Source organism: Microcoleus sp. K1-B1 (assembly GCF_036704705.1).
Lineage (GTDB): Bacteria > Cyanobacteriota > Cyanobacteriia > Cyanobacteriales > Microcoleaceae > Microcoleus.
The window spans coordinates 1-12,107 of sequence record NZ_JAUBSH010000143.1 but is presented as its reverse complement, the minus strand read 5'-3'; the positions used below and the strand labels follow the sequence as shown (position 1 = coordinate 12,107).

Annotated in this window: 8 protein-coding genes, 1 other RNA gene, 1 pseudogene and 1 CRISPR repeat array; of the genes and pseudogenes, 3 read left to right on the top strand and 7 right to left on the bottom strand. The window is 45.4% G+C overall.

Going from position 1 to position 12,107, the window contains the following annotated elements:
• Nucleotides 1–51 precede the first annotated feature (51 nt).
• From QUA83_RS30690 to purD, 3 genes and pseudogenes are all read right to left on the bottom strand, one after another.
• Nucleotides 52–400, bottom strand: a pseudogene (locus QUA83_RS30690) (IS1634 family transposase); the annotation flags it as partial.
• Nucleotides 401–839: 439 nt separating this feature from the next.
• A complete protein-coding gene (locus tag QUA83_RS29155; protein WP_333297637.1) occupies nt 840–3,026 on the bottom strand; it encodes an ATP-binding protein in 2,187 nt (728 codons plus the stop codon).
• A gap of 170 nt (nt 3,027–3,196) precedes the next feature.
• A complete protein-coding gene (gene purD, locus QUA83_RS29150; protein WP_333297635.1) occupies nt 3,197–4,477 on the bottom strand; it encodes a phosphoribosylamine--glycine ligase in 1,281 nt (426 codons plus the stop codon).
• A 338-nt stretch (nt 4,478–4,815) separates the two neighbouring features.
• Here purD and QUA83_RS29145 point away from each other — a divergent pair, with 338 nt between their 5' ends.
• Entirely contained in the window at nt 4,816–6,078 is a 1,263-nt protein-coding gene (locus tag QUA83_RS29145) for a 5-(carboxyamino)imidazole ribonucleotide synthase (RefSeq protein WP_333297633.1), read from the top strand.
• Between the two features lie 50 nt (nt 6,079–6,128).
• Nucleotides 6,129–6,316: non-coding RNA, 6S RNA (gene ssrS / locus QUA83_RS29140), on the top strand.
• Nucleotides 6,317–6,504: 188 nt separating this feature from the next.
• Here ssrS and QUA83_RS29135 read toward each other — a convergent pair.
• The 4 genes from QUA83_RS29135 to QUA83_RS29120 all read right to left on the bottom strand — a co-directional run bounded on the left by QUA83_RS29135 (nt 6,505) and on the right by QUA83_RS29120 (nt 9,987).
• Nucleotides 6,505–7,029, bottom strand: a complete 525-nt coding sequence (locus tag QUA83_RS29135) for a transposase (protein ID WP_333297631.1) — start codon at nt 7,027–7,029, stop codon at nt 6,505–6,507.
• A gap of 418 nt (nt 7,030–7,447) precedes the next feature.
• Entirely contained in the window at nt 7,448–7,603 is a 156-nt protein-coding gene (locus QUA83_RS29130; protein ID WP_333297629.1) for a hypothetical protein, read from the bottom strand.
• 638 nt (nt 7,604–8,241) lie between these two features.
• On the bottom strand, nt 8,242–9,141 hold the full coding sequence (locus QUA83_RS29125; RefSeq protein ID WP_333297628.1) for a S1 RNA-binding domain-containing protein: 900 nt from the start codon (nt 9,139–9,141) through the stop codon (nt 8,242–8,244).
• A 99-nt stretch (nt 9,142–9,240) separates the two neighbouring features.
• On the bottom strand, nt 9,241–9,987 hold the full coding sequence (locus QUA83_RS29120; protein ID WP_333297627.1) for a dienelactone hydrolase family protein: 747 nt from the start codon (nt 9,985–9,987) through the stop codon (nt 9,241–9,243).
• Nucleotides 9,988–10,598: 611 nt separating this feature from the next.
• On the opposite strand from QUA83_RS29120, the gene QUA83_RS29115 reads away from it, so the two are divergent.
• On the top strand, nt 10,599–10,853 hold the full coding sequence (locus QUA83_RS29115; RefSeq protein WP_333297626.1) for a hypothetical protein: 255 nt from the start codon (nt 10,599–10,601) through the stop codon (nt 10,851–10,853).
• 109 nt (nt 10,854–10,962) lie between these two features.
• Nucleotides 10,963–11,949: a CRISPR direct-repeat array (repeat unit 37 nt; unit sequence GCCGGAAAAAACCTAAAACCCTATCAGGGATTGAAAC).
• Nucleotides 11,950–12,107 lie beyond the last annotated feature (158 nt).

Sequence of the window (12,107 nt, the reverse complement as noted above, 5' to 3'; positions counted from 1 at the left end):
ATCCTTGCTCTTCGCTGTGCTTATCTCAATGGTCAACTTTCAATTTGATGTATTTGCCAAACTGAGATGCACCCGTTGCAAGTTTTGCCGGAGTAACCTTTGACCTAAAGTATAAATCAACAAACACAAACCCATTACCAAAGTTAAAGCCTCTATTCTTTCCGGCGACTTGAGAAACACGCTATCCGTAAAAAACAAGGGGTCTTTCAAAAACCCAAACCCTCTCTCTGCCGACTGCTGTTCCTTATATTTTACAATCATTTCACTTCTGATTTAATTGTGAAACATCCAGCACATTAGTAGCTAAGATAAATCTGCCACTAGCTTTGGTTGCTTTGGCTACCGCACTAGCATCTAATTCTAGTTGTGCCTGAACTTTAAATATTAGCTTAGAGCTAGAAATGTCAGGGTAAGAGCATCTCAATCAAGCTTGACAAAAGGAGTTGAGAACAGTCATCATATAATCATTAGACCTCTTGCAAAATAATTTTATGCTATAATTAAGGGTTTGGCTTAAGCGGAGCAGATTGGAGGTTATATCAGCACTTTACAATTATGAGTTAACTCTCAGGTCTAAAATTCAAAACCTTTAATTGTAACATAAATTTTTTTTGCAAGAGGTCTAATATACTCTATTTTTGCCTATTTGGCTCAAATCCTGACCTCAAATCCTGACGGAGCTTGCGAGCGAACCCAGCTCACTCGCCGACCTTGGCAATACCGCAACGCAGTTGCGGTGAGCAGTTACACCTATCCATTTAGGCTAAACGAATCGCACACCGGAAACATTATTACTATCAACAGTCAACAGTCAACAGTCAACAGTCAACAGTCAACAATCATTCCGGTGCAACCGGAATCGATCTAACATGACTGGTAATTGTTTCACTCTCCACCGTTGCTTCCACTGGCCAAGAATTTTCCATCTCTACTGTTTGTTTCGGCTGATAAACTGCCAAGTCGAACCAGAAAGTCGTACCCACATTAACTTCGCTAACTAAATTAATTTTAGTGTGGTGCTTGTCAATAATGTTTCTGACAATAGAAAGACCTAATCCCGTTCCTTCTAAAGTGTGTACTCGGTTTTCTACCCGGAAAAAGCGATCAAATATTGCTTGTTGGTCTTCGGGATCTATGCCAATTCCAGTATCAGAAATTTCGATCCGCACTACCGGAAAATGTTTGGCATCCGGTGACAAGTTTTGGTTCCCGGATTGACCGTCTTTGTGGGTGGGCGCCTCCGACTCTAGCAAATACGCTCGAATTGCCACCTTGCCGCCGGACTGAGTAAATTTTAAGGCATTTCCTACTAAATTTGCAAATACTTGCAGTAACAAATCGTAATGACCTAAAGCAGGCGGCAAATACGGGTCAACTTCTTGCTCTAATTCAATGCCTTTATCCTTAGCATTTAACTGATAAGTCCGCAGGGTTTGTTCTACAGCTTGCGGCAGGTCAACAGCTTCTAAGTGATAAACTCGGCAGGATTCCAGTCGCGACAAGTCTAACACGTCGTTAACTAAACGAGTTAGTCGATCGGTTTCTCGATTGGCAATTTCTAGGAATTCCCTGCGCTCGCTTTCTAGAAGGTCTTCTCCGTACTCGTGGAGAGTCTCGATAAAAGATTTGATATTAAATAAAGGTGTTCTCAATTCGTGAGAAACATTGCTGATAAAATTGCTTTTAGCCTCATTGAGTTCTACTTCGCGAGTAATGTCCTGCACTGTCATTGCAATGCCTTTGAGACTTTCTCGGTAATTGCCAGAACCTTGATGCTTGGAGGTTTGCTCGTAGAAAGTACACTCTACAGCTAGCGGGCGTTGTGGCTCGGTACAGGTATCTTCCTCATGGCGGATGCAGCTTTTGCACAGCGGTTCTGCACCGGGCGCTTTGTGCAGAATGACAGTAGTTAAAACAATCCGAATTGTACGGTTAACTGGTTCGCTCATGGAGATGCGAAATTCGCCGCCTTCACGATCGCCCGCAGCTATTTCCTGCAAAGGTCTAGCCAAGTCCTGCTGCACTTCCGAAGGCAAAATGTTCAGAACATTTACTCCGAGCGCATTTTTGCCTTCCCATCCAAAAATCCGCATCCCCGTCGGATTAACTAAAATCACCTGCAAATTTGCGTCCAGCAACAGCGCGCCATCAGCAATCGTTGAAACCAAAGTTTCTAACTTCGCTTTTTCCGCTGTCAACTCTTCAATATTTTGTTCTTCATAACTTTCGAGTTTCTGGGCCATCTCGTTAAAACTGCCGATTAACTCGCCCAATTCTCCACCCAAAGGGAGGTCAACTCGCTGCTTAAAATTCCCGCTGGCAATGTTTTTGACCCCGAAGACTAATTGTTTGATCGGCTGAGTAATTGTCAGGGCATTAAATACAGCCCCCAAAATTACCATCACCCAAATTGTGACAAATACTGCTAAAGTGACATCCCTAGTCAGATTTGAAGAGATAACTGCTGCGGGATTTGGGTTAATGCCGATCGCCAAAACTCCCAAATATTTGTCTTCATGAATTAACGGCACAAATACATCGGTAACTTCTCCATCTGGCGTCAAATGCTGCCGCACCAAAGGCAAAGAAGTTAAATTTCTCGCCTCAATATCGGCGAGAAAATTATCGGGAAGTTTGATCTGGCGGCGCAGCGTCAGGGAAGTTTCCACCTCGGATTCGGAAAATGGTATCCCCAGGAAAATATCTCCCGCTTCGTCTGCATAAAGCATATAGCGAACGCTGGAGGTGCTGCTGTAAAATTGGCGGGAAAAGCGGGCGACTTCGGAGCGATCGTTGTTGGCAATCAGCGGCGCCACATTTGCCGCCAACAGCAGGCCGAGGTCACGGCCGTAACGAGTATCGTTAAGTCGGGCGTCTTGCTGGATAGTATTCACGGCCCAGAAGGTCAGGCCACTCATAATTAACGACACTACGAGGGTAGCAGCGGCCATCAGGCGGGTCTGGAGGGTAAAATCCGACCACCAGCGGGCAATAATTTCTCCGATTTTGTTTAGTATGGCCAGCATTTCACCAGTTCACCAGTTCAATATTAAAAGCAAGATCAATTCAGTTGGCTTGAGATCGAATTTTCTGCTGGGACTTGTCCGCTACCGCCACCGCAGAGATACCAAACTTCATTGTTACATTTCTACATTGAGATTGCTTGGCTTTCGGATGGCGGCCGATGTCGCAATTCCTAATTTTTATCGCCCAGAGCTCGGCGGCCGATGTCCCGACGGCAGTAGACCCCTTCAAATTGGATACAATCAACTGCTGCATAAGCTTTGGAGATAGCTTGTTCCAAAGTTTCTCCCGTCGCGGTGACGCCCAAAACCCGGCCGCCGTCGCTCACCAACTGCTGATGCTTCAACTGAGTGCCGGCGTGAAACACTTCTGCTCCTTTGGCTTCAGCTTCCTCGATACCTGTAATAACTTTGCCTTTTTGATAACTTCCAGGATAGCCCCCAGAAGCCAAAACTACGCAAACAGAGGCCCCCGACTTCCAGCGAATAGAATATTCACCGAGACGCTGCTGACAGCAGGCGAGCACCAAATCTTCCAAAGGAGTTTCCAGCAGTGACAAAACCGCTTGAGTTTCGGGGTCTCCGAAACGGCAGTTGAATTCTAAGACTGTGGGTTCTCCTTCTGGCGTAATCATTAAACCTGCGTAGAGTACACCCCGGTAGTCGATTTTGCGTTTTTGCAGTGCTGCGAGGGTGGGTTCGAGAATTTCTTCTTGAATCCTTTCCATGAGTTCCGGGGTGACAAGGGGCGCTGGGGCGTAGGCTCCCATACCGCCGGTGTTGGCTCCCTTGTCGCCTTCGCCGATAGCTTTGTGGTCTTGGGCGGGCAGCAACGGTTCCACTGTGATACCGTCGGTGAGGGCGAGAATCGAGACTTCTTGACCTGTTAAGAATTCTTCGACGACGACTCGGATGTTGTCGGTGCCGAATTCGCCTCGGAAAATGGTGTTGATGGCGCTGTGAGCCATTTTGACGGTGGTGGCAACGGTGACTCCTTTGCCTGATGCGAGCCCGTCTGCTTTGATGACTATTGGGGTTCCTTGTTCCAGAACGTATGCTTTTGCTGCTTCTGCGTCTGTAAATACGGCAGCTTTGGGTGTGGGGATGCCTGCTTCGAGCATCAATTCTTTGGCCCAGGATTTGCTGGATTCAATTTGGGCGCCGGCTTTGGTGGGGCCGAAAATCATCATTTTTCGCTGTTGGAAATAGTCGGCGATGCCTAGCGATAGGGGCAATTCTGGGCCGACGATGACTAATCCGATGTTGTTGACCATCACAAAGCGTTCGATGCCTTGGAAGTCGTCGATGTTGAGCGACAGATTTTGACAGCCTGGGGTGGTAGCTGTGCCGCCGTTCCCAGGCACGCAGAATACTTGTTTAATCCGCGTAGATTCTAGCAGTTTTTTTGCGATCGCGTGTTCGCGACCTCCGTTTCCCACAACTAAAACTTTCACAGTATCCTCACCTATAAATTTTGTTCCCTGAATGTCTGATTTTCAGTGTTGGCATCTGTCTATCTGCTTTTTGCAGTGCTGTCAATTATGCCATGCTTGGCGCTAGGGAATTGCTAGATGTGGCACTTTTCTGGAGGAGTGGGCTTCGACGGCTGTTTATCAATGGCTGGGAGCGTGCAATAATTAAAGACTTTAGCCGCCCAATTTTTCTGGGTTCTGCCTCGATTTAATCATGCAATTAAAACTATTTTCGGGCTTTTAACTCTGCAATTACTGTAATTGAGCCAGGGCCAAATAGCGATAAGATAGGCAGGTTAACTTTGCGGAATTTTACTCACATGAAATCAAATCCAACCGCTGCGAGTTCATCTGCCAAATTTAAGCGGGTGGGCGTTGTCGGCGGCGGCCAGCTAGCTTCGATGATGGGGGATGCTGCTAGGGCGCTAGGTATTGAATTGGTAGTGCAAACTCCCCATGCTACTGACCCGGCAGTTTCTGTTGCTGCTGATGCTGTTGTGGCTGCTGTTGATGATGTTTTGGCTACGGCTCAATTGGCTGCTGGCTGCGATGTTATTACTTTTGAAAATGAGTTTGTGGATTTGGATGGTTTGCGGTCGCTAGAAGAGCAAGGTGTGTTATTTCAGCCGAGTTTGTCGTCGCTTTCTCCTTTGTTGGATAAGTACGTTCAGCGCTGTTATTTACAAGGTTTGGGTTTGCCAACTCCGAGGTTTTGGGAATGGGATTGCAGCGCGGATTTGCCCCCGGAATTGTTTAAGGCGGTGGCGATCGACTTTCGGGCAATTTCTGTTTCCGACAGCGTGCAGATTGCAGGAGACTTGGATGCTGAATCGATCGACTTTCCCTTTGTTGTCAAAGTTCGCCGCCACGGTTATGACGGCCAAGGTACTTTTATTGTTAAAGATCCGGGGAGTTTTGAGTCAATTCGTGCTACACTCCAAGGTCAGTCTTTGCTAGTGGAAGAGTTTGTGCCGTTCGATCGCGAGTTGGCTGTGATTGCAGCTCGATCGGCAAATGGCGAAATTGCGATTTATCCGATCGTAGAAACTCAACAGCAAAATCAAGTTTGCCGCCTGGTGATTGCACCTGCTGATATTAGTTTAGATGTGAAAACTGAAGCGGGTGCGATCGCCCGGACTCTCCTCAACAGTTTGCAAGCTGTCGGCGTATTCGGCATTGAATTATTTTTAACCACCGACAATAAGCTGTTAGTCAATGAAATTGCACCCCGCACCCACAATTCGGGACATTTTACGATCGATGCCTGTGAAACTTCACAATTTGAACAGCATTTGCGCGCAGTTTGTCAACTGCCTTTAGGTAATTCGGATCTGAACTGTGCAGGCGCTGTGATGGTAAATTTGCTGGGCTACGAGTCTGCCCAGTCCGATTATTTAGCAAAAAGACAACAACTGGCACAAATTAGCGGTGCTTTTGTCCACTGGTATGGTAAGAAAGAATCGCGTCCCGGCCGCAAACTCGGTCACGTTACAGTTGTGCTCGACGCAGAGTTAGTGGCTCAGGGGCGATCGTCAGCAGAGGATGTCGCTCAAACCGTTGAATCTATCTGGTATCCAAGTTAAATTGCTCGAAGCTTGCCAAAATCGGGTGAGTTGGTATATATTAAATAAAGGTTCTACTGCGACGTTGGTGACTGCCAATAATGTTTTTTTGATCTATAACTCTTAACTCTCGGGAATCAAGATGTTTGGACAGCAGTAAACTGGGCTTGTACCCAGAAACTTTAAGTCCGAGCCAACGGTACCCACCTGGTAAAATACCAGGTCAAAAGCTGAGGTAAGACGGCGTTGCGGGGAACCATTAAAATTTTGATTGAGATAGGCGCTGTGAAATATAGCTAGCCTATTTTTTTTTGAGATAAACGTTTTTACTAATAACTGGAGTTTAGACTAAGCCAGGGTAAACGCATCTATAGTAATCCTAAATCATTATTAAGACTATGATACAATTACAGCATATTCCATGTATCTCAAGGGGTGACAACAAGGCTACAAAGCACTCTGGAGCAGGGATAAAGCATGAAGCCCTTGTTGAAAATTGAGTCGTTTGTGGCGTTTGAGATTCATCAGATTCAAAGCTAAATCCGACCAATTCTGGAAAGATTGACCCCAATCGGGAGCGTGCAATCCCATCCAAAAAGTGCTATAACGCTCTGTTGAACGTCCGGTTTCAGTAGGACGACAAATATACTCAGCAACAGTTCGATGCTGTAAAGAAGCACCTTGTAAAGTGGCTAGAGTATAAGCGATAGAAATGAGTAAAACGAGCGCCATTAACCGCCGCGTGTTGACTTTTGTATTTTCCAGATTATAGCCTCCGGTTTTTAAATCGCGAAACATTGTTTCGATACCCCATCGAGCGGCATAGACGGAAAGAGTTCGGGGTAAACTGTTCAAGCTCGTCAAAATATACCAAGGTTCTTTTGGACCTCTACCTCGATATTTTCGTTTCCAGTACGCCGCTAAATTAAACTCTCCAAGCTTCCGGAGCTTTTGTACAATAAATATTGGCATAAAATCGGGAGGTTCCCGGTTTAATATTTAAGTCTTTAAGCTGAAGTTCCCCCCTGGCAAAAACTTGAAACTGTCTCACTGTGCGACTTCTAAGCATTTTAGAGCCACCGTACATGGGTACAATCGCTGAAACGCATATGTAGCGGGGGTTTCATCCGATCGAGTGTCTGATGCCATTATAGGGCGATTGCTTTTTGATGGCAAGTCTTACATGGGTACGTGTTTTCTGGTTCATAAGCTGAAACACAAAGCAGCACAAGGGTTTTAACCCACGTGTCAGTATTTCTACGGGGGGAACTTCAGTTTAAGCGCTCGATAAACGGCATCATCATCGGCAATGCAAGTACCCTTTTTCTGTCGCAAGGCGAAGTCTATCTTCCTTTGCTTGAGCCAAGAAGCCAGTTGGACGCTGTGAAATTCAGGCATCGGCTAAGACCAGAACTGGATAAGGCTTTAACAGTCGCAATACAGGAGTTAAAACTTTTTTTTGTTCGCGCAAGTTACTGCTTCCTTTTTTGGGTAATATTTCCCAATAAACAGGAATGGCGTGTTTTCCCCAAGCTAAACTTAACACGATTAAATTTCGCTCTTGCCCGCAGCGTTCGATCGACAATTAAGAACAGATGTCCTTGATGAATGAGTTGGAGTTTCTTGATTCGTCTTCGTTGTTGTCGATTGCTGGGTTGGTGGCGAAACTCTTGTGTGAGGAGCTGTTTGATAAGGGGAAACCACAACAGCTTGGCTGTGAGTTGAGGTAAATCTAAAAACCGTTGCAGATTTCTCACTCGACTTTCATACTTTATCGGTTGTGGAAATTTGTTGGCTAAAGTAGATAAGCTAACATCTCGATAACTTTGTAACATTAACACTAATAATTGTAGAGTTAGATACTGGCGAGGATTTAGATGCGTCTCGAAAACTTTTTGGTATAATTGAGGGAACATGTATTTTGTGTGGGGGTCGAAGCGACCCCCAATTTTTTTGGGTGACGTTTGGCTCAAACCCTTATTCTACCTGATTTGCAGCTCCCTTGTCACCCCTTAAGGTCTTAACTTGTCACCAATGCTGTTTTTAGGATTAACATAATTTGCGCTTATATTTCACTCAAGTTGAGGCAGGAAAAACTCATCCTTAAATCGCCTTGAATAGATCGATCGCTCTTGCTCTTGGGAAAGCGATCGATTATTCAGCAAGCCCTAATTAGATCAAGACTTAAGAAAGAGTCTTTCGAGCACGTTCCGAGCGCTCTTGAGCGGTATCCATAACATCCGCCATCTTATCCACCATTTCCCCTGGGTAATTTTCTAGTACCCGAGTAGAAAGTGAAATTCTGCCGCGACTTTCATCGAGGTCAACGACGATCGCTTTTAGGGGTTGACCGGGAGCAAACACCTTTCCAAGGTTATCAATATATTTTTGGCTAACTTGCTTGATGTGCAGTAAACCGCTAACTCCTTCCAAGTCCACAAACACGCCAAAAGGCTTGATGCTGCTGACTTTTCCTTCCACCAACTGACCAATTTGCAAGTCCTTGAAGGCATTCGATTGAGTGGCCATCCGCTGGGAAAGTACGAGTTTTTCCCGTTCGCGATCGACCTCCAAGAAATTAACGCTCAAAGATTGACCGATCAGCGATTCTAGGTTATCGCGATCGACTAAGTGCGATCGGGGAATAAAACCGCGCATTCCCTGAACATCTACAGTCACGCCGCCCTTATTCGCCCCAGAAACCCGCACCTGAAGAACTTTACCGGTTTCCTGCAATTCAACTAAATCTTCCCAAGCTTGCTGAATTTGTAACTGCCGCAGAGACAAGGTAACTTGGCCATCTGCATCTTGTTCGCGGATAATCAAAAAGTCCCGTTCCTCGTCCAGCGGAACCACTTCCGACAAATCCGTTACTGTTCTCAAAGCAGCCTCTTCGATCGGCAAAAAAGCCGAAGACTTGCCGCCGATATCAACATACGCGCCGTTTGAGTCGTACTCGAACACTTTGCCGCGCACTACTTGTCCCTTCTGGAATTCGTAATTGTGCTGTTCGAGGGCTTTAGCAAAATCATCCATTGAAAAGGATGCTTTTGCGCTTTGAGAACCTGTAGATTTGGAATTCATGTCAGTTTAGTTGTCAGTTGTCAGTAATTTAGTTGGCAGTCGTCAGTAGAAAAAATTTTCCCACTCTCCCCATCTCCCTATCTCCCCATCTCCCACTCTCTAAGCTGGTTGAAGTTGCTGATGAAATAGCTGCTTCACCTGCACCCACGAGTCGGCTGCTGCCGTAGCGTCGTAACTGCCGCGGTGGTCGCAGAAGAAGCCGTGATCGGCATTGTAGCGGAAAATTTGGTGAGAAATACTGTGTTTTTGCAATTCTGCGGCGATTTGGTCAACTTGTTCTAAGGGAATGCTGGGGTCTTCAGTGCCAAAAAAGGCGTAGAGAGTGCCTTTAATGTCTGCTGTGCGGGCGATCGTGGGGGTGCCGCCGCCGGGGGTTAGGGTGGCGATACCGGCGCCGTAGAACGACGCTGTAGCCTTGATTTCGGGCAATGTAGCCGCGAGGTAGGCGACGTGTCCTCCAAAGCAGAAACCGATGCAGCCAAAACCTTGTTGTTTGACAGAGGGTAGAGTTTTGAGGTAATCGATCGTGGCTTGGATATCGCCCAGAAGTTCGGAAGCGGTGGTTTTTTCTTTGTATTCTCTGCCGATTTGGATGGCTTCAGGTGTGTAGCCAGTTTCAAAGCCGGGGGCTTGACGCTGGTAAATGGCTGGGGCGATCGCCACATATCCTTCTTTTGCTATTCTTTCAGTAACTTCGCGAATGTGCGAGTTGACGCCAAAGATTTCTTGAATCACGATAACTGCGGGAAATTGCCCTGGGGAGGCTGGCTGGGCTAGGTATGCAGCTATTTGCAAATCCCCGTTAGGAACTGTGATATTTTTTGTGCTAATTTCGGCTTTTGTCATCGGGAGTTTTAAGGTAAATGCCACTCTATTAATTTTAAGTTAATTTGGGGATTTTGTATGCAATTTTCCAATAATATTTTTCAGAACCGCGATGCACAAATACCGCAAATATAGCAGGTAAAAATTTCCTAATTATTGAAAATTTAGGTTTTGCTGAATAAGTTGGGGCAAATCACTCCTAGTAATTAATTGGGAATTCAATTTCGGAAAAATATAAGTAATGGTCTGTGATTTTCTAAAGCATAGATTTTGATAAGTCTACGACTTGGCAGCTTTTATATGGCTTTTTCGTGAGATTTTAGAGATAAGTGTCTAAGTCGTTAGCTGTTGAATATGAGCTAATTTTTTTTGATATATCGAAGTTGTTTTTTAATCGCTTTGCTTTCTGGTTGGCGGAATCGTTTGAGGAGATTGATGCAGGCGAGGACTCAAGTCTAAGTTACGATCGCCACGCCGAACAAAGTCATGCAACCAGTTGAGGAGATTGATGCAGGCGAGGACTCAAGTCTAAGTTACGATCGCCACGCCGAACAAAGTCATGCAACCAGTTGAGGAGATTGATGCAGGCGAGGACTCAAGTCTAAGTTACGATCGCCACGCCGAACAAAGTCATGCAACCCAAGGAAGACAGTATTTGGTTTTTTCGGCTGTGTGCTTGCTGTCACGCTAAGATCGAACGTATTGGTGGCGTAGATCCCTTGAGCGCAGAATATTTTTTGCTGAGTTTGCGTCAATGGGTAGGTGTGAAAATCGGAGTATCAAATTTTTCGCATCAAACCCATGTGCAGCAAGAGTTTGAGGCCCCCAGTGTAAAAAAAAGACGGACGCAAAGTGTGAAAGCTTTACAGGATAAGGTTTTGGAGTGAGTATGGAAACTAAGGTATTGACAAGCCGAAGGCTGGAATGGTACTTTTATTTTAGATGGACGCAACTGCACCTTGAAAACCAAATACACCAAGGCTTCTGGAACGGGCGGCCGGAAAAAACCTAAAACCCTATCAGGGATTGAAACAATTTCTTCGTTTGATCACCTCGTGCCGGCCGGTGTGCCGCTTGACTTGCCGGAAAAAACCTAAAACCCTATCAGGGATTGAAACAATTTCTTCCCTGACTTTCCCGGTCGCGGTAAAAAGCCGGAAAAAACCTAAAACCCTATCAGGGATTGAAACCGGTTGTGGCTTCTAAAAAGTTGCGCTGTTTGGGCTGCCGGAAAAAACCTAAAACCCTATCAGGGATTGAAACGGCAATCACTGGAATACTCTGTGGTGTAGCAGGCCGGAAAAAACCTAAAACCCTATCAGGGATTGAAACGGCACGGTTGGTTGCTTTTAATGGTTGTTCTGAGACGCCGGAAAAAACCTAAAACCCTATCAGGGATTGAAACAAATACTACTTGACCAAAAATGCCGCAGAGAAAGCCGGAAAAAACCTAAAACCCTATCAGGGATTGAAACAGATTCTTCAATCTTGCTAGCCGCCTCGTAACCAGCCGGAAAAAACCTAAAACCCTATCAGGGATTGAAACGGCATTGAATACTGCCGCTTTATTTGATGTTCCCGCGCCGGAAAAAACCTAAAACCCTATCAGGGATTGAAACGCTCAGAACAGGTTCGGAGCAAGCGCCGCTAGTGTCGCCGGAAAAAACCTAAAACCCTATCAGGGATTGAAACACACAAAACTCTGCTGGGAATTGTCCAGTGGTGCAGTAGCCGGAAAAAACCTAAAACCCTATCAGGGATTGAAACTTTTATCATGACAGGAGAAAAACCACAAACTAAGGCCGGAAAAAACCTAAAACCCTATCAGGGATTGAAACAAAAAAGGCGATCGCTAAATCAACACATTTTAAAAGGCCGGAAAAAACCTAAAACCCTATCAGGGATTGAAACAAATTAAAATTGAATGGTTGACTGGATTCTTTCTTGCCGGAAAAAACCTAAAACCCTATCAGGGATTGAAACTGAAGATTATTATAAGTAGGTGTGCAGAATTAATTACACAATATTTCTACTGAAACCCTTGCCTAGCAAGGAGTCTTTATGGGGAGCATCCCAATTTTGTAAAAGGGGAAAAGTATGATACAGTTCCCCTTTTATTTTAGCTTATCCCTATATTATAG

Coding starts and splice junctions, on each gene's coding strand:
- QUA83_RS29155 (WP_333297637.1), bottom strand. CDS start 3,026: ATGCTGGCCATACTAAACAAAATCGGAGAAATTATTGCCCGCTGGTGG.
- QUA83_RS29145 (WP_333297633.1), top strand. CDS start 4,816: ATGAAATCAAATCCAACCGCTGCGAGTTCATCTGCCAAATTTAAGCGG.
- QUA83_RS29135 (WP_333297631.1), bottom strand. CDS start 7,029: ATGCCAATATTTATTGTACAAAAGCTCCGGAAGCTTGGAGAGTTTAAT.
- QUA83_RS29125 (WP_333297628.1), bottom strand. CDS start 9,141: ATGAATTCCAAATCTACAGGTTCTCAAAGCGCAAAAGCATCCTTTTCA.
- QUA83_RS29120 (WP_333297627.1), bottom strand. CDS start 9,987: ATGACAAAAGCCGAAATTAGCACAAAAAATATCACAGTTCCTAACGGG.
- QUA83_RS29115 (WP_333297626.1), top strand. CDS start 10,599: ATGCAACCCAAGGAAGACAGTATTTGGTTTTTTCGGCTGTGTGCTTGC.